Source organism: Micromonospora sp. NPDC049240 (assembly GCF_040647835.1).
Classification (GTDB): domain Bacteria; phylum Actinomycetota; class Actinomycetes; order Mycobacteriales; family Micromonosporaceae; genus Micromonospora.
The window spans coordinates 86,431-113,412 of record NZ_JBEZCX010000020.1 but is presented as its reverse complement, the minus strand read 5'-3'; the positions used below and the strand labels follow the sequence as shown (position 1 = coordinate 113,412).

The 26,982-nt window shown below is 77.3% G+C and carries 10 protein-coding genes; 1 reads left to right on the top strand and 9 read right to left on the bottom strand.

Annotated features, from left to right (window positions below):
* The first annotated feature begins 42 nt into the window (after positions 1-42).
* Positions 43-2,358, top strand: coding sequence for a lantibiotic dehydratase (locus AB0B02_RS26485; RefSeq protein WP_357304614.1), 2,316 nt, complete (start codon positions 43-45; stop codon positions 2,356-2,358).
* On the opposite strand, the gene AB0B02_RS26480 is transcribed toward AB0B02_RS26485, so the two are convergent.
* The 9 genes from AB0B02_RS26480 to AB0B02_RS26440 are packed head-to-tail and all read right to left on the bottom strand — an operon-like array spanning position 2,326 to position 26,979.
* Complete coding sequence (locus tag AB0B02_RS26480; protein WP_357304611.1) at positions 2,326-7,692, bottom strand: amino acid adenylation domain-containing protein; 5,367 nt, start codon at positions 7,690-7,692, stop codon at positions 2,326-2,328. The genes AB0B02_RS26485 and AB0B02_RS26480 overlap by 33 nt on opposite strands.
* Positions 7,689-12,053: a type I polyketide synthase gene (locus tag AB0B02_RS26475; RefSeq protein WP_281939160.1), complete on the bottom strand. Its 4,365-nt coding sequence runs from the start codon at positions 12,051-12,053 to the stop codon at positions 7,689-7,691. The genes AB0B02_RS26480 and AB0B02_RS26475 overlap by 4 nt, the downstream gene beginning before the upstream one ends.
* Positions 12,050-14,353: a lantibiotic dehydratase gene (locus AB0B02_RS26470; RefSeq protein ID WP_281939159.1), complete on the bottom strand. Its 2,304-nt coding sequence runs from the start codon at positions 14,351-14,353 to the stop codon at positions 12,050-12,052. Before AB0B02_RS26470 ends, AB0B02_RS26475 begins: the two co-directional genes overlap by 4 nt.
* On the bottom strand, positions 14,350-17,853 hold the full coding sequence (locus AB0B02_RS26465; RefSeq protein WP_357304605.1) for an amino acid adenylation domain-containing protein: 3,504 nt from the start codon (positions 17,851-17,853) through the stop codon (positions 14,350-14,352). The genes AB0B02_RS26470 and AB0B02_RS26465 overlap by 4 nt, the downstream gene beginning before the upstream one ends.
* Positions 17,850-19,508, bottom strand: coding sequence for a beta-ketoacyl synthase N-terminal-like domain-containing protein (locus tag AB0B02_RS26460; RefSeq protein WP_357304602.1), 1,659 nt, complete (start codon positions 19,506-19,508; stop codon positions 17,850-17,852). The genes AB0B02_RS26465 and AB0B02_RS26460 overlap by 4 nt, the downstream gene beginning before the upstream one ends.
* Complete coding sequence (locus AB0B02_RS26455; RefSeq protein ID WP_357304599.1) at positions 19,505-21,856, bottom strand: non-ribosomal peptide synthetase; 2,352 nt, start codon at positions 21,854-21,856, stop codon at positions 19,505-19,507. The genes AB0B02_RS26460 and AB0B02_RS26455 overlap by 4 nt, the downstream gene beginning before the upstream one ends.
* The gene (locus AB0B02_RS26450) at positions 21,853-23,214 is read right to left on the bottom strand and encodes a DUF6002 family protein (RefSeq protein WP_357304596.1); all 1,362 of its coding nucleotides are present in this window, start codon (positions 23,212-23,214) and stop codon (positions 21,853-21,855) included. The genes AB0B02_RS26455 and AB0B02_RS26450 overlap by 4 nt, the downstream gene beginning before the upstream one ends.
* On the bottom strand, positions 23,205-24,374 hold the full coding sequence (locus AB0B02_RS26445) for a potassium transporter TrkA (RefSeq protein ID WP_357304593.1): 1,170 nt from the start codon (positions 24,372-24,374) through the stop codon (positions 23,205-23,207). The genes AB0B02_RS26450 and AB0B02_RS26445 overlap by 10 nt, the downstream gene beginning before the upstream one ends.
* On the bottom strand, positions 24,355-26,979 hold the full coding sequence (locus AB0B02_RS26440) for an amino acid adenylation domain-containing protein (RefSeq protein ID WP_357304658.1): 2,625 nt from the start codon (positions 26,977-26,979) through the stop codon (positions 24,355-24,357). The genes AB0B02_RS26445 and AB0B02_RS26440 overlap by 20 nt, the downstream gene beginning before the upstream one ends.
* Positions 26,980-26,982: the final 3 nt, after the last annotated feature.

Sequence of the window (26,982 nt, the reverse complement as noted above, 5' to 3'; positions counted from 1 at the left end):
GCCCGTCCCGCCGTGGATCCCGTCGATGCCTACCATTGCCGGGTGCCCCGAGAGCATCTCACGCCCCTGACCGGAACCCCGTGGCACGTCTGGCGTTCCGCGCTGCTGCGCTCGGCCGGCTTCCCGGTCGCCGGGATGCGCCGGTTCGCCGCGCCCGCGCTCGCCGCCGTCGCCGACGCCCACCTCGCCGGGGCCTGCGACGAGGCAGCGTTCGACGCCGCGTTCGACGCCGCCGCCGCCGAGCTGGGCCGGGCGGTCCACGACGTCGCCGGGGACGACGCGTTCCGCACGGCGCTCACCTGGCAGAACCCGGCGGTGCTGGTGGCCGTCGACGCGATCCGGCGGGACGGCCCGCACGCCCCGCGCAACCTGCGCCGGCGCCACCGGGAGGAGGTGGTGGCGAAGTACTGGCAGCGCTACTGCCTCAAGAACGACACGGTCGGCTTCTTCGGCCCGATCTGCTGGACCGAGCTGGGCGGCCCGGGTCCGGTCGTCACCGTACGGCCGGGTCCGGCCCTGACCCGGGACCGCCGGGTCTTCCTGGAACGGTGGGGGCTGGACGCGCTCGGCGCGGCGTTCGCCCGCGCGGCGGGCGTCCGCGACTGGCTGCCGGTGCGCCTGTCGCCGGAGCTGACGCTGCGGGACCGGGTGCTGCGGCACCCGCACCGCGCGCCGCAGGCGCTGCCGGCGGGGACGGCCGCGCTGCTGGCGCTGGCCCGGCGGCGACCGCGGGTCGGGGACCTCGTCGCCGGGCTGCTCGCGGACCCGGCCAGCGGTTTCCGTCGCGCCGCCGACGTGCACGCGCAACTCGACGCGCTCGCCGGAAGCGGCGTGCTGCGGATCGGCTTCGACCTGCCGGTCGACCTCACCGCCGAGGACGCGCTGCGCGACCAGCTCGCCGCGATCGGCGACGACGCGCTCCGCGCCCGGCTGCTCGGCGAGCTGGCCGACGTCGGCGCGCTGCGCGACGCGGTGGCCGCCGCCGCCGACCCCGACGCGCTGGCCGCGGCGATGTCCACGCTGGAGCGCCGGTTCGTCGAGCTGACCGGCCGGCCCGCGCGGCACCAACCCGGCGAGGTGTACGCCGGGCGCACCCTGTGCCACCTGGAGACCGTACGCGACCTCGACATCCGCTTCGGCGACGCGCTGCTGCGCCGGCTCGCCCCGCTGGAGCCGCTGCTGCTGTCGGCGCGGTGGCTGACGGCGGCGATCGGCGACGCGTACGCCGACGCGCTGGCCGCGCTGCACCGCGACCTGTCGGCCGACGCGGGGAGCCCGGACGTGTCCCTGGCCGACCTGTGGTTCCACGCCCAGGCGGTGGTGTTCGGGGCGGACCCGCCCAGCGCCGCCGTCACCGCCGACTTCCTGGCCCGCTGGGCGACCGTGCTCGGGCTGGCCGACGCCGACCCCGACGCCCGCGAGTTGCGCTTCGACGCCGCCGAGCTGACCGCGCGGGTCGCCGCCGCGTTCCCCGCCACCGCGCCCGGCTGGGCCGCCGCCCGGATCCACAGCCCGGACGTGCACCTGTGCGCCCCGGACGAGGCGGCGCTGCGACGCGGCGACGTCACCGTCGTGCTCGGCGAGCTGCACGTGGCCCTGGCCGCGTTCGACACGCACTTCTTCGCCCACGGCCACCCGGATCCGCAGCGGCTGCGCGACGCCATGCGCGCCGACCTGCCCGAGGGCCGGGTGCGGCTGCTGGCCCCGGTGGACTGGCCCCGGCACACCGCCCGCATCGCGGAGTGGCTGCACGGGCCCGCCGACGCGCAGCTCGGCTTCACCGGCGCCCCCGGCGCCGACCCGGACCGCCTCGTGCCGATCACCGACCTCACGGTGCGACCCGATGCCGACGGCGGCCTGCGGGCGTACGCCGGGGACGGGCGGCAGTGGCCGCTGCTGGAGGTGTTCGCGCCGCTCGTCGACCACCAGGTGTTCGACACGTGGAAGCTGGCCGGGAACGCCGGGCACACGCCCCGGGTCACGGTCGACGATCTGGTGCTGGTGCGGGAGACGTGGCGCACCACGGTCGGCGCGACCGGGCTGCACACGGTGAAGGGCGAGCGGGCGCGCTACCTCGCGGTGCGGCGCTGGCGGCGCGCGCTCGGCCTGCCCGAGCAGGTCTTCGTCCGGGTCGACACCGAACTCAAGCCCACCTTCGTGGACCTGACCAGCGGCGTCTACACCCGGCTGCTGTGCACGCTGCTGCGCGGCGCGCACGAGCGGGGCGGGGAGCGGGTCGGGTTGACCGTCACCGAGCTGCTGCCCGGCCCCGGCGACGCCTGGCTGACCGACGCGGCCGGCCGGGCGTACGCCTCGGAGCTGCGGCTACAGATCGTCGACCCGGCGCCCGCGCGGTAGCCACCGCGTCGCGTCCGCCGGGGCGTCCGGGGTCTCGGTGTCGAAGTGGCGCAGCCGGCGCATGCCGTAGGCGCCCGCCGCCACCACGGCCAGCGCCAGGCCGGACACCACGAACGCGAACCCGAGCCCCCGGCCGGGGCCGGTGCCGATCAGCGCGCCCACGCTGCCGGCCAGGGCGCCGCCCGGGGCGAACATCGGTTCGAGCACGGCGCCGCTCAGTGGCACCAGCACGGCGAAGCCCAGCGGCAACGTCGCCCAGGTCAGCGTCTGGATGATCGCCAGCACCCGGCCGTGGAACCGCTGCGGCACCTTCACCTGGATGAGCGACAGGTAGATGCCGTTGTGCAGGCCCAGACCGAGGCCCACGCCGAAGCTGCCGAGCGCGATCAGCCACAGGTTCGGGCGTACGCCGCTGAGCACCAGGCTGATCGCGACCCCGAACGCGACAGCGATCAGCGCGGGCATCCGGCGTCGGGTCGGTCCACCCCAGACCGCGACCGCCAGCCCGCCCAGGACCGCGCCCAGCGCCTCGGCGAACGCCACGGTGCCGACCTGGCCCATGGTGCCGAACGCCAGCACCATCGGCGGCACCAGCAGCAGGCTGGCCAGGCAGAGGTTGTAGAGCGAGAAGAAGCCGAGCATGGCCCGGAAGCCCGGCTCCGCCCACGCCATCCGCGCCCCGCCGACCAGTTCGGCCAGGAACGGCTCCTTGCGGCGGCGGCCGAGCAGCCGGGGGAAGCGCACCACCGCGAGCACGCCGATCGCGACCGTGTAGCTCACCATGTCGATCACCAGGACCCCGGTCAGGCCAACGGCCGCGAGCAGGCCCGCCGCCAGCAGCGGCACCGCCAGCGAGCTGAGCCCCACGGCGAGTTGGGCGATGCCGTTGGCGTGGCCCAGGTAGCGCTTCGGCACGACCTGCGGGATCGCGGCCAGGTAGGTGATGCGTTGGAACACCGACGCCGCGCCGAGCACGCAGACCAGCGTGTAGACGGCGGCCAGCCCCAGCCGGTCGGTCCACAGCAGCGTAGCCAGCAGCGCCTCCGCCGTCACCGCGACCGCGCAGGCGGCGATCAGCACCCGACGCCTGTCGAACCGGTCCGCGACGGTGCCGGCGACCGGCAGCGCCAGCAACGCCGGCAGGTAGGCGATCACCCCGGACAGGCCGAACCACAGCATCGACCCGGTGCTCAGGTAGACCCAGACCGGCACCGCCCACTGGGTCAGCGCCGAGCCGGTGGCCGAGACGAGCTGGCTCGCGGTGAGCGCCAGGAACCGGCGTACGCCGGGCTGCACCCCGGCCTCGACGGCGGCCGGGTCGGCGCTTGTCGCGGCGAGCTCCCAGCCGTCACCGGCGACCGGAGCGGGCGCGGTGGCCGGCGCGGACAGGCCCGGGTGGGTGAGCACCTCGGCGAGCGCCCGGGCCCGCTGCTTGACGAAGTAGTGCCCGGCCTGGTCGAGCACCACAAGTGCGGTGGAACCGCCGAGGAAGTCCCACTCGCGGTAGCGCTCCTCGTAGTACTCGGTGAGCACGTCGTGGGTGCCCACGACGGAGATCACCGGCGCGGGGACCCGGACCGGCTCGGCGTCCAGCCAGGCGGTGAACCGCTCCTGCGCCTCGGCCGCCTCGCGCCGCACGTGGTGGACGAACCGGTCGACCTGGGCCGGGTCCAGGTCGGCCAGCTCGGCGCCGATCGACCGCAGGAACGTCTCGTAGCGCCGGTCCGCGCCCCGCGAGTCGACCCAGTCGACCAGCCGGCCGAGCATGTTGTCCGGCCGGGCGGTGGGGAACACGCCACCGGCGTAGATCGCCTCGATCGGCCGGCCCCGCTCGTGCAGCCGCCGGGCGATGCCGGTCAGCAGCGCGCCGCCGACGCAGTGGCCGTAGAGGACCAGCGGGCCGTCCACCCGGTCCTCGATCTCGGCCACGCACCGCTCGACCAGCTCGTCGAAGGGCAGCTCGGTGTCGTCGACCCCGACGTCGTGCCCGGGGACGGCCAGCGAGTAGAGCGTGTGCCCGGGCGGCAGCTCGTCCGCGAGCGGCTGGTAGATGCTGGCCAGCCCGCCGCCGTAGGGCACGCACACGTAGGACCGCACCCGTTGCTCCGCCGGCACCGGCCGGGTCAGCTCGTAGAGCAGCGGACGCCGGCGGTCGTCGGCCGGAGCGTCGATCAGCGCGGCCAGCCCCGCCACGGTGGGGTGCTGGAACAGGTCCATCACGCCGACGTCGACCGGCCCGTACGCCGCGCGCAGCGTGGCCAGCATCCGGATCGCCAGCAGCGAGTGCCCGCCGAGGGCGAAGAAGTCGTCGTCGAGGCCGACGTCGGCGACCCCCAGCGCGTCCTGCCAGGCGGCGGCGACGGCCCGTTCGACAGGGGTGACCGGTGGGCGGTGCGCCGCGGCGCCGCCGCCGTCGGGCACCGGGTCGGGCAGCGCGGCGGTGTCCAGTTTCCCGTTGGCGGACAGCGGCAGCGCGTCCAGCGGCACGAACGCCGACGGCACCATGTAGTCCGGCAGCCGCCGCCGCAGCGCCTCCCGCAGCGCCGCCGGGTCCACCGCCCCGCCGCCCGCCGCCGGTGTCACGTACGCGACCAGGCGCTGACCGGCGGGGGTGGCGCCGCGGACCGCGACGGCGGCGGCGCCGACGCCCGGCTGCTCGCGCAGCACGGCGGCGATCTCCCCCGGCTCGATCCGCAGCCCCCGCAGCTTCACCTGGTCGTCGAGGCGACCGAGGTACTCCAGGGTCCCGTCGGCCCGCCAGCGGGCCCGGTCGCCGGTGGCGTAGAGCCGCCCGCCGGCCGCGCCGAACGGGTCGGGGCGGAACGCGTCGGCGGTGAGCCCGGGCCGGCGCAGGTAGCCCCGAGCCACCTGCACCCCGCCGAGGTGGAGCTGCCCGGCCACCCCGACCGGCACCGGCCGCATGGCCCGGTCGAGCACGTGGGCGCGCACGTTGCGGATCGGCCCGCCGATCGGCACCCGGGTGACGGCGGCCAGCGCGGCGGGCGTGGCCGCCCAAGCGGTCACGTCGATCGCCGCCTCGGTGGGCCCGTAGAGGTTGTGCAGCGACGCCGCCGGGAGCGCGGCCACGGCCCGGCGGGCGAGGTCCAGCGGCAGTTCCTCGCCGCTGCACACGATCCGCCGCAGCGAGCCGCACCGGGCCAGGTCGGCGGCGTCGGCGGTGGCCAGGAACGCATCCAGCATCGATGGTACGAAGTGGACGGTGGTGATCCGCTCGCGTTCGATCAGCTCCCGCAGGTACGCCGGGTCGCGGTGCCCGCCCGGCGCGGCCAGCACCAGCCGCGCGCCCACCACGAGCGGCCAGAACACCTCCCACACCGACACGTCGAACCCGATCGGCGTCTTGTGCAGCACCGCGTCGTCCGGCCCCAACGCGAAGGCGTCCTGCATCCAGTCCAGCCGGTTGACCACGCCGGCGTGCGCGTTGACCACGCCCTTCGGTCGCCCGGTGGACCCGGAGGTGTAGATCACGTAGGCCGCGTTGCCCGGCCCGGCGGCCCGGCCCGGCACGGGTCCCGGCCGGTCCGGTCCGGTCCGCGGCACCGGCCGATCCGGTCCGCCCACCGGCACCGGCCGGTCCGGACCGGTCAACGGCAGCACCACGCCCGCGCCGGCGAGGCCGGCCGGCACCTCGTCGGCGAGCAGCACCTCCGCGCCGGCGTCGGTCAGCATGAACGCCAACCGCTCCGGCGGATGGTCCGGGTCCAGCGGCAGGTACGCCGCGCCGGCCCGGTGGATGCCGAGCAGCCCGGCGACGAGGCGGCTGGAGCGGGGCTCGTGGACGGCGACGACCGACTCGGGCCCCACCCCGTGGGCGGTCAGCCGCCGGGCCACCCGGTCGGCGGCGGCGGACAACTCGGCGTAGGTCAGCCGGGTGTCGCCGTCGACAAGCGCCACCGCGTCCGGCGTGCGCCGGACCTGGGCGTCGAACAACTCGGCCAGGGTGCTCCGGCGCACCGGGGCGGCGGTGTCGTTCCAGCCGGTCACCACCCGGTCCCGTTCGGTGTCCGACATGACCGGCAGCGCGCCCACCCGGGTCTGCGGCGACGCGACGGCGGCGGCGAGCAGCAGCAGGTAGCGGTCCGCGAACGCGGCCATGCCGGCCGGCTCGAACAGCGCGGTGTCGTACTCCAGCCGCAGCTCGTCGCCGGCGATCTCCAGCGACAGGTCGTCCATCGCGCCGCCGAACGCCGCGCCGCGCCCGGTCGGCAGGTGGTGGAACGTCACCTGGTAGAGCGGCGGCAGACCGGGGTCGCGGCGCACCGCCAGGTCCTCGACCAGCTTCTGGAACGGCATGTCCTGGTGGTCCCACGCGTCGAGCACCACCCGGCGGACCCGGCGGACCAGCGTCCGGAACGGCGGATCACCGGAGACGTCGACGCGCAGCACCAGCATGTTCATGAACATGCCGAGCAGCGGTTCCAGCTCGGCGCGGTCCCGGCCGGCCACCGGCATGCCGACCACGACGTCGTCGCTGCCCGACAGCCGGTGCAGCAGCGCCACGAACGCGGCGAGCTGCACCATGAACGGGGTGGCGGCGGTCTGCCGGGACAGCTCGGGCAACGCCTCCGCCACGCCGTCGGGCAGGGCGCGGCGCACGTCGGCGCCGTGGAACGCGCGCGTCGGCGGGCGCGGGCGGTCGGTGGTCAGCCCGTGCACGGCGGGCAGGCCGGCCAGCGTCTCCCGCCAGTACGCGCGCAGCTCGCCCCGGCGGGGGCCGTCGAGGCGGTCGCGTTCCCAGGCCGCGTAGTCGGCGTACTGGACGGGCAGGTCGGGCAGGTCCGGCGCGCGGCCCGCCACCGCGGCGGCGCACAGTTCGGTCAGCTCCGCGCGCAGGTTGAGCAGCGACGTGCCGTCGAGGATCACGTGGTGGCCGGCGAAGAGCAGCCACCAGGTGTCCGCGTCGAGCCGCAGCAGCCGCGCCCGCCACAGCGGCAGGCCGTCCATCGGCAGGTCGAGGCGGGCGTACTCGGCGACGATCCCGACGCGGGCCCGCTCCCGCTCCGGCGGCGGCAGCCCGGACAGGTCGGTCACCGGCAGCTCCACCGGCACTGTGGGGTGGATGTCCTGCCGGAGTTCGCCGTCCACCAGGCACAGCGTGGTGCGCAGCGCCTCGTGCCGTTCGGTGACCGTCCGCAGCGCGGCGAGCGCCTGCTCCGGGCCCGCCCCGGCCGGCAGGGTGACCGCGTCGGTCATCGTGAACAGCGGCTGTCCCGGGCTGAGCTGGGCGGTGAACCAGACCCGCTCCTGGGCGTACGAGGCGGCGGCGCGGTAGACGCCGTCGACCGGGGTGAGGTCCGGCGGCGACTCGGTCACGCCGGCCGCCCCGGCCGGCGCAGGCGCGGGATCGGTGCCTCCGCCGCCGTGGCCGGCGGGGTGGCGCGCAGCGCCTCGATCCGGGCGGCCATCGCGGCGACCGTCGGCGCGTCGAACAGCACCCGCATGGACAGCCGGGCGCCGACGGCCTGGCGGATGCGCAGCACCAGGTGCGCCGCCACCAACGAGGTGCCGCCGAGCCGGAAGAAGTCGTCGTACGGGCCGACCTCGGCGACGCCCAGGACGTCGCGGAAGATCCCGGCGACGGTGGCGGTCAGGTCGCCGTCGACGGCGGTCGCGGTGGCGGTGGTCGCGGCGGTGACCGAGGCGAGCCGCCGCTCGTGGCCGGCGACCGCGGCCACGGTGTACGCGCCGATCGCGACCGAGCCGGCGCGGCCCCCGGCGAGGACCCGGCGCGCCGCCGCCGTCGCCGCCGCGGCGGGCAGCCCGTCGTGGTCGGGCACGCCGTCCTCCCGCCACGCGCCCCAGGCCAGCGCCACCACCCGGGCCGGCCAGCCGTGCGGGGCGCGGGCGTACGCGTCGAGGAACGCGTTGGCCGCCGTGTCGTCGACCCGGCCCAGTCCACCGGCGAGCGCGGTCACCGAGGCGCTGAGCACCACGAAGTCCAGTGGCAGGTCACCGAAGACCTCGCGCAGCACCAGCGCGCCGGTGAGCTTCGGCCGCAGCTCCGCGGCGGCCTCCGCCAGCCGGGACCCGGCGGCCGGGCCGGTGTCCGGCCGCCGCGCGGCGTGGATGATGCCGTCGAGACCGCCGAGGTCGCGCAGCACCTCGGCGCGGACCGCCCGCATCGCGTCCGGGTCGGCCACGTCGGCGGTGAGGTGCCGCACCCGGGCGCCCGCGCGCTCCAGCGCTGCGATCCGGTCGGCCGGCGGCGCCGTGGCGCGGCTCACCAGCACCAGCCGCGCGCCGGGCCGGGCCAGCTCGGCGGCGAACGCGCCGCCGACCTGGCCCGAGCCGCCCGTGATCAGATACCGCCCGCCGTCCCGGACGACCGGCCCGGAACCGGCCCGACCGCCGGCCGGCACCGCCGCGAACTCGCGCGTCCAGCGACGCCCACCGAGCCGCAGCGCGACCGCCTCGGCCCGGTCGACGCCGAGCAGCTCGTCGGCCAGCGGGTCCACGGCGGGTTCGCCCGGGTCGGCGTCGACCCAGTGACCACGCAGCCGCGGGCGTTCCAGCGGCGCCGAGCGCACCACCCCGGCGACCGTCGCGTGTTCCGGGCGCAGCAGGTCGACGCCGGTCACGTCGGCCACCCCGGCGGTCACCACGTCCAGCTCCACGTCGGCGTCCGGCAGCGCCTCCAGCAGCGTCAGCAGCGCGAGGTAGCCGTGGTCCTGGGCCGCCGACACGGCGGCCACGTCGGAGCCGGCCGGGTCCCCGTCGAGCGGCCAGGCGTGCACGACCCGGCCGGCGCGCTCGTCGTCGGCGCACTCGTCGAGCAGCCGACGGTGGTCGGCGACGCTTGTCGGCCGCACCTGGTAGCCGTCCGGGCGGACCGCGAAGGCCGGCCCGGGGCGGACCACCGTGACGTCGACGCCGCGTTCCCGCAGCCGCTCCGCCAGCGCCGTGCCCCGCCGGCCCGAGGCGAACAGCAGCAGCGCGGCCGGCGCCTCGGCGGACGCCGCGGCGGGCAGCTCGCGCCAGAGGGGAACCTCGACGACGCCGTCGTCGTGGCGGCGGTCGGCGGCCGGCGCGGCGGGCGCCACGGCCGCCGGCGCCGGGTCGATCCAGTGCCGGGTCCGCTGGTACGGGTAGCCGGGCAGGGACACCCGACGTGGCCGGCCGGGCGTGGGCAGGTGGACCGGCACCCCGGCGGTCCACAACCGGCCGGCCGCCTCGTGGGCGGTCTGCCGGTCGGTCAGGCGCTCCCCCGGCGCGGGCAGCGTGCGCAGCGGCGCGCGGGCCCCCGGCGGCAGGCTGAGCCGGGCCAGCCCGGCGAGCTGGCGGCCGGGGCCGCACTCCAGCAGCAGCCACCCGTCGGGCGGGCCGGTCGCCGCGAGGGCCGCCACCGTGGCCCCGAAGCGCACCGGCCGGCACAGTTGCTCCGCCCAGTACGCCGGGTCGGTGAGCTGCGCGTCGGTGAACGGCGCGGCGGTCGCCGCCGACCACACCGGCGCCGCCGGCGCCCGGCGCGGCACCGCCGCCACCAGCGCCGCGAACTCGTCGCGCACCGGCTCCAGCAGCGGCACGTGCATCGCGTACGGCGTGCGCAGCGGCGTGCAGCCGATGCCGCGCCCGCGCAGCGTGTCGGCGAACGCGGTCACCGGCTCCGGCGCGCCGGCCAGCACGCAGGTCTGCGGCCCGTTGCTGATCGCCACCGCGACGCCGGCCGGCAGCAGCGGCGTGATCTCGTCGGCGCCGCGCTGCACGGCGAGCATCCGGCCCTCCGGCGCGGCCCGGACCAGCCGGCCCCGGGCGGCGGCGAGGCGCACCGCGTCGGGCAGGTCGAAGACCCCGGCGACGGTGGCCGCCACCAGCTCGCCGATGGAGTGGCCGAGCATCGCGGCGGGCGTGACGCCCCAGTGCCGCCACAGCGTCGCCAGCGCGTACCCGACCGTGAACAGCGCGGGTTGCAGCACCTCCGGCTCGGCCAGTCGCTCGTCAGCCCCGGGTCCCGCGCCGACGAGCAGTTCGTGCGGGTCCCGGCCGAGGACCCGGGCGCACTCCTCGACGGCGGCGGCGAAGACCGGCTCGGTCGCGGCCAGGTGCGCGCCCATGCCCGGGTGCGCCGAGCCCTGGCCGGAGAAGAGCAGACCCACCCGGGGCGGGTGCGCCGCGTCCCCGTCGCCCCGGCGGCGCGGGTCGGTCAGGGCAGCCGCCGCCCGGGTCCGGTCCACCGCGACCACCGCGGCCCGGTGCCGGTACGCCGGCCGTCCCTCCCGCAGCGTGTACGCCACGTCGCGCAACTCCAGCTCCGGCCGGTCGGTGAGGTGGGCGGCCAGCCCGGCGCACGCCGCCGCCAGCGCGGCCGGGGTCGCGGCGGACACCTGGAGCAGCTCCCCGCCGCCGTCGTCCGGTTCGGTGGGGGCGAGCGGTGGGGCCTCCTGGAGCACCAGGTGCGCGTTGGTGCCGCCGAGGCCGAGCGAGCTGACGCCGGCCCGCAACGGGCGCTGCTCCGCCGGCTCCCACTTGGTCAGCGTCGACACCACGTAGAACGGGCTCGCCGCGAAGTCGATCTCCGGGTGGGGCCGGTCGTGGTTGATGCTGGGCGGGATCAGCCGGTGCCGCATCGACAGCACGGTCTTGATCAGGCCGACCACGCCGCCGGCCGCGCTGAGGTGACCGATGTTGGCCTTCGTCGAACCGACCCCGCACCAGCCCCGCTCGGCGGTGCGCCGCCCGTACGCCGCGCTCAGCGCCGCGATCTCGATCGAGTCGCCCAGGACCGTGCCCGTGCCGTGCGCCTCCACGTAGCTGACCGAGCGCGGGGCGACGCCGGCCACCGCGAGGGCCTGCACGGCGACCTCCACCTGGCCGGTGACGCTGGGCGCGGTGAAGCCGGCCTTGGTCGCGCCGTCGTTGTTGACCGCGTTGCCGATGATCAGCGCCCGGATGTCGTCCCCGTCGGCCCGCGCGTCGGACAGCCGCTTGAGCACGACCACACCGACACCGCTGCCGTAGACGGTGCCGTCGGCGCGCGCGTCGAACGGGCGGCAGTGCCCGTCGGCGGAGGTGTAGCCCTCGTCCGCGACGTACCCGACGGCGTGCGGCAGCTCCACGCAGACGCCGCCCGCGAGCGCCGTGTCGCACTCGCCGTTGCGCAGCGCCTCGCTGGCCAGGTGCACCGCGACAAGCGACGACGAGCAGGCGGTCTGCACGGTCATCGCCGGGCCGCGCAGACCAAGCCGGAACGACACGCTGCTGGCCAGGTAGTCCGGCTTGTTGCCCAACGACACCCGCAGCTCACCAGCGTCGGCCAGCGCGCGCGGGTTCCGCCGGACGTTGAGCCACTGGTAGAGGTCGGCGTTGCCGCCCGCGTACACGCCGATCTCGCCGTCGTAGCGGGCCGGGTCGCAGCCGGCGTCGGTCAACGCGGCGTGCGCGTGCTCCAGGAACAGCCGCTGCTGCGGGTCGGCCAGCTCCGCGTCGCGCGGGCTCATCCCGAACAGGCCGGCGTCGAACTGGTCGACCTGGTCGAGCACGGCGGCCACCGGCACGTACGCCGGATCGTCGAGTTCGTCGACGGCGACGCCCCGGGCCAGCAGTTCCGCGCGGCTGAACCGGGTGAACGACTCGGCGCCGTCGACCAGGTTGCGCCAGAACCGCTCCGCCGAGGCCGCGCCCGGCACGCGCAGGCTGAGCCCGACGATCGCGATCGGCTCCACTGTCTCGTTCGTCACGGCATGACCTCCGACTCGGCGGCATCGCGGATGTGCAGGCGCAGCTCGCTGACGTAGTGGCGGCCCCGGCCGTCGGGCAGCCACGCCTGCGCCGGCGTGGGCAACAGCTCGGTCACCGTCACCGGCACGTCCGCGCCGCCCGCCCGCCGGGCCGCCCGCAGCATCAGGCAGAGCCGGTTGGCGTAGAGCGGGCTGGTCAGGTCGACGTACTCGGGTTTCAGCTCGGTGGCCACCCGGACGAAGACCCGCTCCGGCAGGCCCAGCGCGGCCCGCCACCGGCGTACCGCGAGGTAACGGCGCGCCGGGTCGACGGCGTCGGTCAGGCCGGTCGCCCCGACGGTGACGCGCCACGTCTCCCGGGCCAGCACCAGCCGGTCCACGGTGACCCGAGGGCTGTGCGGGCGTTCGGTGATGAGTTTGAACGCGTCGCCGGCGTGCACCGCGATCAGGTCGGAGAACACCTCGACAAGCGGCCAGCGGGTGCCGTCGGGGCCGGTCGCCACCAGCACGCCGGCCACCTCGGAGACCACCGCGGCGTTGGCCGGCACCAGCCGGTCCCGGCCCGCGCCGGGGGCGTCGGCGAACGCGAGCCGGTGGTCGTCCGGGCCGAACAGGGACGCCGACAGCCGGCCGCCGACCCGGGGGAAGTCGACCGGGTAGACCGGACGCAGCCGCGCCGGGCCCAGGTCCGCCGCGTACGCCCGGCGCAGCCGCGCCAGGTCCGGATGGCAGTGGGTGAACAGCTCGGCGTTGAACGTCGGGTACGCGGCGTGCAGCTCGCCGAGCACCGCGACGAACTCGGCGTCGGGCGACTCCGCGACGAGCTGGAGGTCCGGGCTGTGGATCCGGCCCGCGCTCCAGCCGGGTCGGGTGGCCGGGAACTCCGCCGCGACCCGGGGCGCCAGCTCGGCCGCGTCGACCGTCAGCCGCGCGGTGCCGGCGGGCAGGTCGGCGAGCCGGAGCACCCGTTCCCAGCGGGCGGCGAACTCGCGCGCGACCCGGTCGGCGGGCCGGTCACCGGGACCGAACAACGGCCCCTGGGCGACGAACCACAGGTCCCCGAGCCGGACCGGCCCGTCGCCGCTCAGGTCGTCGTGGAGGTCGCGCAGCGCGTCCCCGTACGCCGTGGCCAGCTCGGCGGTGAGCCAGCGCGCGGCCCGCAACGGCAGGTCCAGCGCCGGGGCGAGGGCGTCGAGCAGGTCCTGGCCGACGGTGAACTCGACGTCGCGGACGGTCTCCTCGTGGCACAGCGCCCGCCCGGCGTAGTTCTGCCCGGCCCGGCGGCGCGGCGGCCGGCCGGTCAGTCCGGTGAACTCCGTGTCCAGGGCGGCCAGCGCGGTGGCCAGCGCGGCGGGGTCACCGGCGGCGTCGGCGACGCGGTCGCGGGCGGCGGCGAGCCGGTCCAGTCCGGCGCGGGCCGGCTCCCGGGCCGCCGGGTCGCCGACGGCGTCGATCCGCTCGCGCAGGCCCGCCTCCGCGGCGAAGCCCGGCGGCAGGTCGAAGTCCCAGCGCAGCAGCCCTCGCTCGGCCAGGTGGGCGAGGAGGAGGAACCCCTCCTCGGGCCGGCGCACGCCGGTCTGTTCGTCGCAGACCAGGTCGTCGACGATCTCCCGGGCGGGGCGGCGTCCGTCGCAGCGGGCCAGCGCGATCGACTCGGTAAGCGACACCGGGGCGGGACGCTGGGCGGGCCGGTGCACGACCCGCCCGTCCAGGTGGGCGTGCGGCGCCAGCCTGGGGGCCAGCCACGACCGCAGCAGCGGGTCCGCCACCAGCCGGTCGGCGTACGCGGACAGCGCCCAGTGTTCCAGGTGCACGACGCGCCGGCGGAGCAGGCCGGGGCCGGGCCGGGCGGTGACGGCAGCCGGTCCCGGCGCCACCACGCCCCAGCACACCGGGCCGAAGAAGCCGATGGTCTCGCACTTGGCGACGTAGCGCTGCCAGTAGCCGGCGACGACGTTCTCCCGGCCCCGGCGGCGGACGTTGCGTGGCCCGTCCGGGCCGTCGCGGACCAGCCCGTCCAGCGCCACCAGCACGTCCGGGTTCTGCCAGGTGACGGCCTCGCGGAACAGCGGGTCGGCGGCGATCCCGCACACCGCCGCCGACGCCGCCCGGGTGGCGTCGGCGTACGCGGCCGGGAACGCGGCGTCGTCCACCTGGCCGGCGAGGTGCCGGTCGGCGGCGGCGGCGCACTCCGGGGCGGCGAAGCGGTCCAGGCCGTCGGCCGGGAACCCGGCGCCGCGCAGCAGCGCGTCCCGCCAGACCGACCAGCCGGTGTCGCCGAGGGGCACCAGGTGCGTCATGCCGGGTCACCCGCCCCGGCCGGCTCGTCGGCGGCCCGGCGCAGCACCCGCTGGCGGCGCACCGCGCCCCGGCGGGCGGCCCGTTCCACCGCCGCGTCCTCGGCGCTGTCGCCGGGCGACCCGCCGGACGCGTGGCCGCTGTCCAGGTGCGCGGCGAGCGCACGGACGGTCGGGTGGTGGAACAGGTCCACCACCCGCAGGTCGGTGCCGAGCAGCCGGTTGAGCTGCCGCTGCACGACGGCGACGGCCAGCGAGCCGCCGCCGACGTCGAAGAAGCTGTCCGTCGCGGCCACCTCGGGCACGCCGAGCACGTCGCACCAGACCGAGGCGATCCGCCGTTCGGTGGCGGTGGCCGGGCGGGCGGCGGTCGCCCCCGGCCGGCTCGTGGCGCGGGTGACCGGCGCGGCCCGGGGCACCTCGCCCGGGCTCCCGGCGGGAACGGCCGTCCAGGCGGGCAGCTCGGAGACCGGCCGCCCGGGATCGGCGGCCCCGACACGCAGCATCCGCTCCACCTCGCCCAGCACCGCCGCCATCAGCCCGCGGCCGTAGACGTCGGGGTTGAACACGATCTCCACCCGGAGCTGCCCGTCCCGGGTCACGCCGTACAGGGTGAGGTCGAACGGGGACCCGGGCGCGGCCACCGGCACCGGCTCGCTGGTCAGGCCGGCCAGCTCCAGTTTCGGCTCGTCGAACGTGTACATGTTGAACAGCACCTGCACCAGCGGGCTGCGGTCCAGCAGGCCGCCCAGGCCGAACCCGCCGACGACGCGTTCCACAGGCGCCTCCGGGTGGGCGAGCGCGGCGAGCAGCTCGGCCCAGGCGGCGCGGACGTGGGCGGCGAAGCCGGCCTCCGGGAGCGGGCGCAGCCGCAGCGGCGCGATCTCGATGAAGAACCCGACCATCGGCGCGAAGTCGGCCGCGCGCCGGTCCACCGTCGGGGTGCCCACGAGCAGGTCGGGCAGGCCGGTGCGGCGGGCCAGCACCAGCGCGAACGCGGCCAGCACGGCGGCGGCCGGGGTCGCGCCGAGCCCGGCGGCGAGGTCGGTCAGGGCGGTGGTGGCGGCCCGGTCCAGCCGGGTGCCGACCGTCGCGCTGGCGTACGTCTGCTCGGCCGGCCGCCGCCGTCCCCCGGGCAGCTCCACCACCACGGGCGCGCCGTTCAGGTGCGCCAGCCACCAGTCCAGGTCGGACGCGCCGCGACGCCGGGAGCGCTCCTCCCGCCACGCGACGTAGTCGCCGTAGGCGGCGGCCAGCGGCGGCAGCGGCGGCCCCTGCCCGAGCGCGGCGCGGTAGGCGGTGGCCAGGTCGGCGTGGAACAGCGACTGGGACCAGCCGTCGAACACGGCGTGGTGGGCGTAGACGGCCAGCACGTGCTCGTCGACGCCGGTCCGGATCAGCTCGGCCCGCCACAGCGTGTCGGTGGCCAGCGCGAACGGCCTCGCCGCGCCGGCCGCGAGGTGCGTGGCGAGGTCCGTGCCCGGCGGGAGGTCGCGTACCGGCAGCGGCACCGGCGTGGGCGGGTCGACCACGGCGTACGGCACGCCGTCGGTGTCGGGGATACGCCACCGCAGGATCTGCTGGCGGTCCGCGACGGCGGTCAGCGCGGTGGCGAGGGCCGCGACGTCGAGTCCGCCGGTGAGCCGTTCGGCGAAGGCGACGTTGTAGGCGGACGCGGCGGCCGGAAAGTAGCGGTCGAGGAACCACAGCCGGCGCTGCGCCGGGGACAGGGCCGGCGGTCGGCCCCGGACGGCGTCGGCCGGGCCGGTCCCGGCGGCGGCGTCGACGCGGGCGGCGATGCCGCGCAGCGTCCGCCCGAGCAGCACGTCCTCGACCGCGACGTCCCGGCCCAGCCGCTCCCGCAGGTCGGCGACGAGCCGCATCGCGGCGATCGAGTGTCCACCGTGGTGGAAGAAGTCGGCGTCGCGGTCGACGGCCGGCGCGTCCAGCAGCGCCGACCACGCCCGCGCGACGAGGCGTTCGGTGTCGGTCGCCGGCGCCTCTCCGGTCGGCGCCGGCTCCGGCGCGGCGGCGGTGAGCGCGGCCAGCCGGTCGACGTCGATCTTGCCGTTGATGGTGACCGGCAGCGCGGGCATGGTGTGCATCCGCGCCGGCACGGCCGCCGCCGGCAGCAGCCGCGCGCAGTGGGCGCGCAGCGCGGCCACGTCCAGGCGGGTCGCCACGTACGCGACGAGTTCCGGCCCGCCGGGGCCGCCGCCCGCCTGGACGCTGGCCAGGTCTACGCCGGGGTGGCGGCGCAGCACCGCCTCCACCTCGCCCAACTCGATGCGCTGCCCGCGGATCTTGACCTGCCGGTCGGCCCGGCCGAGGAACTCCAGGTTCCCGTCCGGCAGCCGGCGGGCCAGGTCACCGGTGCGGTAGAGGCGCTGCCCGGGCCGGTCGGTGAACGGGTCCGGGACGAACCGCTCGGCGGTGCGCGCGGCGTCGAACAGGTAGCCCCGGCCGAGACCGGGCCCGCCGGCCAGCACCTCACCGATCTCGCCGGGACCGACCTCGCGGAACCGGTCGTCGACGAGGTGGACGCGGTGGTTGGCGGCCGGCCGGCCGATCGGGATGGGCCGGGTCCACACGCCGCTGCCCTCGAACCAGGTCACCAGCACGGTCGCCTCGGTCGGGCCGTAGACGCTGACGAACCGCCGGCCGCCCTCGGTCCACCGGCCGACCTGCTCCGGGCCGGTCGCCTCCCCGCCGGTCATCACCAGCCGTACGCCGGGCAGCCGGGCCGGGTCCAGCAGCGGCAGGACCGGCGGCGGCAGCACCACCACGTCGACGTCCTGCTCGGCGCAGACGCGGTACAGCCGGGTCGGGTCGGCCCGCTCGGCGTCACCGGCCAGCACGACAGTGCCACCGGCGGCGAGCGGGGCGAGCAGGTCGGCCACCGACGCGTCGAACCCGATCGAGGCGAAGGCCAGGCAGCGGGTCGAGGGACCGAAGCCGGAGAACTCCGCGATGCCGGTGACCGCCTCGGTCAGCGCCCGGTGCTCGATCACCGCCCCCTTGGGCCGCCCGGTCGACCCCGACGTGAACATCACGTACGCGGTGGTGGCCAGCGTGGCCGGCGTCGGCCGCCAGCGGGCCGTCGACGTGGGCACGTCCCGTACGGCCTGGTCGGCGAAGACGCCGGGCGCGACGGCCGGCGCGCCCACCACGACGCGCAGGCGGGCCTCGGCGGCCAGCTCGCGCAGTCGCGGCGCCGGCAGCGCCGGGTCGAGCGGAACGTAGCCGGCGCCGGCCGCCTGCACGCCCAGCAGCGCCACCACCAGCTCCGGGCGGCGGTCCACGCAGACGCCCACCAGGTCGTCCGGGGCGACGCCGTCCGCGCGCAGCGACGCGGCGAGGGCGGCGGCGCGGCCGACCAGGTCGGCGTAGCTCAGCGTCCGGCCGCCCTGCGTCACGGCCGGCGCGTCGGGTCGCCGGGCGGCGTGTCCGGCGACCAGGTCGGGCAGGCACATTTCGGGGTACGGCAGGTGGGGGCCGGTCATCGCGCCGCCTCGACCCAGTGCCGGGTCCGCTGGAACGGATAGCTGGGCAGCGGCACCCGCCGCCCCCGCGCCACCGGCAGGTCGCCACCGTCGCGCCAGGACCGGGTCGCGGCGTCCTCGGCCACCGGCCCACCCCGGGCGAACGCGGTGAGCTGCGCGACCGCCTCCGGCACGTCGGCGCACCCGACCGCGCCCCGGTGGGCCAGCCGCCGCCGGCCCACCGCCAGCGTGTACGCCACGTCCGCGACCGCGAGGTCGCCCTCGGCCAGCCGCGCGGCCAGTCGCCCGGCCAGCTGCCGCAACGCGGTCGGGCTGCCCGCCGACAGGCCGAGCACCACCCGGTCGCCGCCGGCGACGACCGGCCCGTCCCGGTCGCCCGCGGCGGGGGGCTGCTCCACCAGCACGTGCGCGTTGGTGCCGCCGAGGCCGAACGAGCTGACCCCGGCCCGCCGCGGCCCGTCCCACGAACGGGTCCGCGCGGTGACCTCGACGCCCGCCGCGGCCAGGTCGACGTCGCGGTGCGCGCCGGTGAAGCGCGCCGTGCCCGGCACCTGCCCGGTCCGGACCGCGTACGCGGTCTTGATCAGCGAGATCACGCCGGCGGCGGCGTCCAGGTTGCCGACGTTGCCCTTCACCGAGCCGAGCAGCAGCGGGGCCCGACTGCCCCGCCGGGCCCGGACCAGCGCCTCGACCTCGATCGCGTCACCGACCGGCGTGCCGGTGCCGTGGCCCTCCAGGTAGCCCACGTCGGCCGGGTCCCAGCCCACCGACGCCAACGCCTCCGCCAGCACCGCCGCCTGCCCGGCCACGCCCGGCACGGTGAAGCCGGGCCGGTCCGCGCCGTCGTTGTTCACCGCCCACCCGGCCAGGACGGCGTGGACGTGGTCGCCGTCGGCGCGCGCGTCGGCGAGCCGTTTGAGCACCACCGCGCCCGCCCCGTTGCCGAACACCTGCCCGGTGGCCGCCGCGTCGTAGGGGCGGCACACCCCGTCGGTGGCCAGCAGGCCACCCGGGCGCAGGCGGTAGCCGGCCTGCCGGGTCGACACCACCGCCGCGCCACCGGCGACCACCACGTCGCAGCGGTAGTCCAGCAGGCTCTGCGCGGCCTGGCAGACCGCGACCAGCGAGGTCGAGCAGGCGGTCCGGACCGCCACCGCCGGCCCGGTCAGGCCCAGCGCGAACGCGGCACGGGTCGGCAGGTAGTCGCCGTCCGCGCCGGTCAGCACGTCGTCCCAGTCCTCGGCCAGGTCCCCGGCGGCGGGCCGCAGGGCCGGGCTGCCCAGCAGGTGGTGACGCAGGTAGCGGTTGGGGCCGCAGCCGGCGAACACGCCGACCTGGGCCGGGTCGCGGTCGGGGTCGATGCCGGCGTCCTCCAGCGCGTGCCAGGCCACCTCCAGGAACAGCCGGTGCTGCGGGTCGAGCAGCGCCGCCGCCCCGGCCGGGTAGCCGAACAGGTCCGCGTCGAACCCCGTCAGGTCGTCGAGCCGGCCGAACACCGGCACCCAGTCGGGGTCGGTGGGCGCGCCGTCGGCGGCGGTGAGCCGGCGTACCGACGCCGTGCCGGCCAGCAGGTTGCGCCACAGGGTGACCGCGTCGTCCGCGCCGGGCACCCGGCAGGCCAGCCCCACCACCGCGATCCGGTCGTCCTCACTCATGTGTCGCCCTCCCCCCGGTCGCCGCTCCGCGCGGCCCGGCGCCGCGCCATCCGGCGGCCGACCGCCGCCAGGCGACCGTCCTCCGGCAGGTCGACCGCGCTTCCCGCCGTCAGGTGCGCGGCCAGCGACGCCACCGTCGGGAACTCCACCAGCCGGGCCAGCGGCACCCGCCGCCCGAGCCGGTCCTCCAGGTGCTTCTGCACCAGGGCGAGCTGGAGCGAGTGGCCGCCCGCGGCGAAGAAGTTCACCCGCCGGTCCACGGTGGGCAGTCCCAGCACCGCGCGCCAGCCCGCCGCGATGGTCTCCTCGACCGGCCCCGACGGCGGCTCACCGATCGGACCCTCGGCCTCCGTGTCCGGGTCGGGCAGGGCGGCCGGGTCGAGCTTGCCGGTCGGGCCGGTCGGCAGGTCCGCCACCGGCACCACGGCCCGGGGCACCATGAAGTCCGGCAGCACCGCCGCCAGCCGCTCCCGCAGCTCCGCCGGCCGCAGGTCCGCCCCGGCCTGCACGACGTACCCGATGATCTCCTGCTCGCCGGCGCCGGCCGCGCCACGCCGTGCCACCACGGCCGCCCGGCCCACCCCGGGCAGCCCGGCCAGGTGGGCCTCGACCTCACCCAGCTCCACCCGGTAACCGCGGATCTTCACCATCCGGTCGCTGCGGCTCAGGAAGACAAGCGTCCCGTCGGGCAGCCGCCGGGCGACGTCCCCGGTCCGGTACGCCCGCACCCCGTCGTGCTCGGTGAACCGGGCCGCCGTCAGCTCCGGCAGCCCCAGGTAACCGAGCGCGACGTGCGGGGTGCGCACGACGACCTCGCCGGTCCGGCAGGTGGGGCGCCCGGCCGGGTCGGTCAGCACCACCTCGACGCCCGGCAGCGGGTGCCCGATCGGCACCACGGCCCGCTCCGGTCGGGCGTCGGGCGGCAGGTGGTGCTGCGTGGCGAAGCTGATCTCGGTGGTGCCGTACCCGTTGACGAACACCACACCCGGCGCGAACGACCGCCGGGCCAGCGTCACGTCGTGCCGGGTGACCTCCTCGCCGCCGAGCAGGACCGCCCGGACCGACGGCAGCCGCCCGCCGTCGCCCAGGCTCGCCACCAGGTAGCGGTAGACGGTGGGGGTGGAGTGGTAGACCGTGACGCCCCGGTCGGCGAGCGCGCCGGCCAGGTGACCGAGGCCGTGCGTCCGCACGTCGACGGGGACGGCGGCGGCGCCGGACAACAGCGCGGCGAACGTGTCGGTGACCGCCATGTCGTAGCCGAACGAGGTGAGCACGCTGGTGCGGTCGTCCGGCCGGACGGCGAAGTTGCGCACGTGGTTACGGATGCCGAACAGCACGTTGCGGTGGCTCTGCACCACCCCCTTGGGCCGCCCGGTCGACCCGGAGGTGTAGAGCACGTACGCCGGGTCGTCCGGTCGCGCCGGGCCGGGCGGCACCGGCCGGCCGGACCCGGGAACGCCCGGTCGCAGCGGCACCACGGGCAGCGCCGGCAGCCCGGCGTCGGCGGCCAGCGTGGCGGCGAGCCGCGCGTGTGCGGAGTCGGTGACGACGGCCCGTACCCCGGCGTCGCGCATCATGCCGGCCAGCCGGACGGTCGGGAACACGGGGTCCAGCGGCACGTACGCCGACCCGGACGCCAGCGCCGCGAGGATCCCGGTGATCGTGGCGACCCCGTGGCGGCACAGCACCGCCACCGGCGCGGGCGGCGTCGCGGGGTCGCCCGGCCCGGTCAGCGCCGCCGCGGTCGCGGTCACCGCCGCGCCGAGGTCGCGGTAGGTCACCGTCGCGTCGTCGGCCAACACCGCCATCCGGTCCGGGTGCGCGGCGACCACCGCGGCGAACGCGGCGGGGATCGTCTCCCCGCGTACGGCGTCGGCCTCGGTGCCGTCGCCGCCGTGCAGCCGGCCCAGGTCGGGCGCCGGACGCCGCTCGTAGCGGGCCGCGCGCAGCACGTCGGCCGACGACGCGTCCGGGTCGAGCGCGGACAGAAACTCCACCAGGTCGGCGTGCAGGTCGTCGGCGTAGTCGTCGGGCAGGCCGGTCAGCGTGCCGGCGCGCAGGTCGGGGTCGATCCGGACGACCGCGTCGGGGATGACGCCGGGCGGCGCCGGGCGCAGCACGCGCCACAGTTCCCGGATCGGGGCGTCGACGGTCAGGTCCAGCGTCACCGGCTCGTCGCCGTGGCCCAGCGTGACCACCTGGGCGCCGGTGTACCGGCGGACCAGCAGCGCGGTCGCGGTGAGGACCACGGTGGCCGGCTCGACCCCGGCGGTCCGGGCCCGCACGACGAGCCGCTCGGCCGGCCCGGCGGGCAGGCCGAGCGGGTGGGCGGCCGGCGTCGGGCTCACCGCCGGCCCACGACGGCCGCCGCGACGTCGGCGACGGTGGACACCTCGGCGTCCGCGTCGGCGACCGTGAAGTCGTCGGCGTAGCTGCCGGTGCCGTGCACCACGATGTCGTGTCCGGCCGGCACCAGGCCCCGGTCGACGGCGTTGCAGACGCCGGTCAGCGCCATCACGATGGACCACTCCCGCAGCCGACCCGGCTCGGCCGGCAGCACGAGCCCGGCGTCGGCCAGCCGTGCCCGGGCCGCCGGGTAGCGCTTGACGCACTCGCGCCGCGACACCACGATGCCGTCGCCGCCGTGCCGGTCGATCAGCGCGTTCATCGCCGGGGAGGTCACCGGGCGGTGGGTGTAGAAGGTCGGGTCGAGCACCTCGGCCGGGTCGTCGGTGACGGCCGGGAAGCGTGGGTCCTTGTCCTGCGTCCAGGCGTCCAGGCTCTCGTCGCGGGTCCAGGTCGGGACGTTGTCCCGCGCGAACGAGCCGTGGCGCAGGCTGAGCACCATGTCGGGCGTGCCGAGGTGCTGCACGAGCAGGAAACCGGGACGGTCGTCCGGGTCGGCCCGGCCGGCCGCCTCCAGCACGTCGCGGCCGAGGTTGTAGCCGAGCAGACCGAACGCGCTGGACACGGCGTGGGCGTGCCAGCGGGCGGGGGCCCCGCCGGTCGGGGCGACATCGGCCTCGAACGCGGCCCGTGCGGCGTCGGCCACCAGGTAGTTCTTCAGGTCCAGCGTGTACCAGAGCGTGACGCCGTGCTCGTCGTGCAGCCGGGCGGCGTACGCGTCGACGAACGCGCGGCCGAGCGCCTTCACGCCCTCCGGGTCGTCGCCGGTGTAGCGCAGCAGCGGGTTGAGCCGGCGGGCGACCGGGTCGGCGGCGAGCGCGTCGTGGCGGAACTTGTGCCGGGTCGCCCGCGGCGCGAGCACCACGATGGCGAGTTGCTCGGGCGTGACCAGCCCGGCCGCGTACGCGCGGGCCACCGCGTCGCGCAGCGCGACGCCCTTGTTGGCGGAGGTCGGGGTGACGATGCGCAGCCGGGCGCCGGTACGCCGGATGTGTTCCACCGCACGGGCGACGATCACCAGGGACGCGAACGTCTTGGTGGTCCGGGTGCCCGGGTTGCCGGTCAGGTCGAGCAGGTGGAGGCGGTGGCCGCCGTACGCACCGAGCGGGGCCCAGCGCACCGTGGCGGCGGCGTAGAAGTCGCGCACGGCCGGGGTCAGCTCGGGCAGGTCGAAGCCGGGCGCGAAGCCGGGCGTGCCGGCGGCGTCGCCGGGGACCGCGCCGCACCGCCGCACCGCCGAGGCGATGACGTCCTGGTAGTCGGTGATCAGGTTGCGGGTGGTCGGGGCGGTCACGGACATCGGGTTTCCTCCCACACACTCCGGACACGGGCCGGCGCCGGCGGCACCGCTCGCAGGTGGTCACGCAGGGCGGTGAACCGGGCGAAGACGTCCGGCAGCTCGCCGACGTGCCAACCGCCGGCCAGGTCCGGCCGGTACGCCGCCAGCGCCGCCCGGGCCCGCTCCGGGTAGCGCACGTGGCCGTCGTCGACCTCGACGCCGTCCCGGCGGCCGGCGGCGGTGTTCCAGGCCGACGCGTGCGCCACGTCGACGCCGGCCGGCAGGCGCAGTTCGGCCCGGCCGGCGCGCAGCCGGACCGGGTAGCCGCCCGGCAGGCCCAACGGACCGGGCAGGTTCGCCACCACCTCGTCCACCCCGGCGGCCAGCGCCGCCACCACGGCGGCCCCGGCGTGCCCGGCCAGCGCGTTCAGCTCCGGGCGGGGCAGGGCGCGGTAGCCGGCGAGCAGCGTCGTGACGTCCGGGACCTCCCGGCCGTCCAGCCAGGCGCGCACCTCGGCGGTGTCGTCGGCGGCGGCCGGGTCGGGTGCCGCGAGGTGGGCGTGGTGACCGAGCACGGCCAACCGCCGGGGTCCGGGGCCGCCCAGCGCGGCGTCCAGGCAGGCGGCCAGCGTCGCCACGTTGCCGATGCCGCAGAGCACCGGCCGGCCCGCCGCGGCCAGCAGCGGGTTGACCGCGTCCGGGAAGGCGGCGTTCACCAGCGACGCGTCCGGCGCGCCGGCGGCCAGCGCGGCGGCCAGCCGGGACACCAGCTCGGCCTGCAACGCCAGCGTCACCCCGAACCCGGCCGCGGTGACCAGTTCCGTCCAGGCCGACGGCGCGTGCGTCCGCTCGTACGGCGACTGGGCCGACGCGGCGCAGACCAGCACGTCGGGCCGGAGCCGCGCCATCGATGCGGCGTCGGCGGCGTAGCCGGCCCCGGGGTCGGTGGTGGACGGGGTGAACGGCCGGGCGGCGAACCCGACGGCGGTGCCGGCGACCGTGGCCCGCACCTGCGCGCCCCGGGCCAGCCGGTCCGCCGCGCCCGGGTCGCGGGCCAGCACGGTCACCCGGAGCCGGACGGGGGTGGGGATCGCGGCCAGTGAGTCGCAGAGCGCGCGGGCGAGCCGGCCGCCGCCCACCACGACGACGTGCCGGGACGCGTCACCGGGCGGCGCGGACATCGTGTCCCCCGTCGGTGACCCGGGTCAGCCAGTCGGCGAACGACCCGGCGCGCAGGCAGCCCGCCGCGCTGACCTCCAGGCCGGCCATCTCGCGCACCCGCACCGCCACCCGCAGCGCGGTCAGCGAGTGCCCGCCGAGGGCGAGGAAGTTGTCGTCGTCGTGGACCGCGTCGACGCCGAGCGTGACCCGCCACGCCTCGCGCAGCCGGTCGGTGAGCAGGCCGCCCGGTTCGGCGGCGAGGCCCGCCCGCGGCCGGGGTGGCGGCGGCAACTCCCGCCGCGCCACCTTGCCGTTGGGCAGCCGGGGCAGGTGGTCGACGAGGACGATCTGGTCCGGGCGCATCGCCGACGGCAGCGCCGACGCCAGGTAGCCCTGGAGCTGGGCGGTGGTCAGCATCTGGTCGGCGGGCTCGGCCCAGGGCGACCCGGCCGGCGGCTGCTCCCCCGACCGCACCGCGTAGAGGTAGCTGACGTCGGCGTCGGCGCCGACGTTCCAGTCGCCGATCTCGTGCACCGTGAACCCGGCCGCCGACAGCAGCTCCCGGGCCGGTGGCGCGGTGACGCTGCTGCGCTCGACCTCCAGGCACACCTGGCGGACGCGGGGCCAGTGCTCCGGACGCACCCCGCGCAGCACGCTCAGCTCGGCGCCCTCCACGTTGACCTTCAGCAGGTCGACCCGGTCGAGCGCGAACCGGTCCAGCAGCTCGGACAGGGTCACCGTCGGCACGACGTGCGCCACCGGGGTCAGCCGGCGGCGCGCGTCCGCCAGCAGCGCGGCGCGTTCGGCGTCGTCGGCGGCGCCGCCGCCGTGCCGGTAGTGCGACCGGACCAGCTCCGACGCCGCCCCGGCCCGGTCGGCGCCGAGGCCGGACAGGTAGCTCAGCTCCGGAAACGAGATCAGCTCGGCGGTGCCGGCGACGTCGGTCACCGCCGCCTCGACGACGGACGCCGAGGCGGCGTAGAGGCCGAGGTTGGCCCGCAGGTACGGCAGCGTGTCCGGATTCGGTTCGACCGCGACCAGGCGTACGTCGCGGGCCTGCCGGGTCGCCCAGAGCGCGAACAGGCCGATGTTGGCGCCCACGTCGACGACGACCGCGCCGTCACCGAGGCGGACGCCGAACCGGGAGTACTCCGCGTGGTCGAAGATCTGCCGGAAGAGGAAGACCGCCTCGTCGGGTGAGGCGGCGGTCACCGCCATGCCGTTGGGCAGCCGGAACCGGGGCAGCCCACCGACCGTCGGGGCGCGTCTCGGCCGGGGCACGACGTAGCCGACCAGGCGCGGCCCGTCGTCGGCGTCGGGCGCGGTCACCACCACCGCGTCGTGCACCGCCGGATGCTCGCGCAGCACGGCCGCGACCTCGCCCGGTTCCACCCGCACGCCCCGGACCTTGACCTGGTCGTCGACCCGGCCCCGGAACTCCAGGAACCCCTGCGGCGCGACCCGCACCAGGTCGCCGGTGCGGTAGAGCCGGCCGCCCGGCCGCTCCGGGTCGGGCCGGAAGCGTTCCGCGGTGAGCGCGTCGTCGCCCAGATAGCCCAGGCCGACCGCCACCCCGCCGAGCCACAGCTCACCGGTGTCCCCGTCGGCGACCGGCCGGCCCTCCTCGTCGCGCACGTGGGCGACCACGCCGTCGACGAGCCGGCCGATCGGGGCGATGCTGCCCGCGTACGGCTCCGCGCAGTCCCAGTAGGACACGTTGATCGAGGTCTCGCTCGGGCCGTACCCGTTGAACAGCCCGCACGGCAGCACCTCCCGCAGCCGCCGGACCAGCCGCATGTCGAGCGCCTCGCCGCCGCACAGCACCCGCCGCAGCGTCCCGCAGCCGGCGAACTCCGGCTCGTCCAGCACGTGCCGCAGCATGGTCGGCACGAAGTGCGCGGTGGTGACCGCCTCCCGCCGGATCAGCCGGACCAGGCCGAGGCTGTCGAACGGCAGCCCCGGACCGGCGACGACCACGACGCCGCCGGCGACCAGCGGGGCGAAGATCTCGTGCACCGACGCGTCGAACCCGATCGACGCCTTGTGCAGCACCCGGTCCTCGGCGGTGAAGCCGAACCGGTCGTGGCCCCAGGCCAGCCGGTTGACCAGCCCGGCGTGGTGCAACACCACCCCCTTCGGCCGGCCGGTGGAACCCGAGGTGAACAACACCAGCGCGGCCTGTTCCGCAGGCGGCGCCCAGCCCGCGCGGTCCGGCGGGTCGAGGCCTGCCCCCGCCCCGGCGGTACGCACGTCGCGCCAGAGGGTGCCCGCCGGTGCGGCCACCGTCGCGGGCCGGTCCGCGTGGAGCACGACGCGCGGGGCGGCCAGGGCGAGCATCTGCTCGGCCCGGCCGGAGGGCAGCTCGGGATCGACCGGGACCGCGACCGCGCCCGACCCGAGCGTCCCCAGCAGCGCCGTCACGTAGTCGGCGGACCGGTGCAGGTGCAGGCCGACCCGGTCGCCCGGCCGGACGCCGGCCCGGCGCAGCAGCTCCGTCGTCGCGTCGGCCCGCTCCCACAGTCGCGCGTAGCTCAGCTCGCCGTCGGGGGCGACGACCGCGATCCGGTCGGCGTCCGGGCCGGTGGGCCGGTGCACCAGATCGGGTAGGTAGCGCGGATCGGACATGGT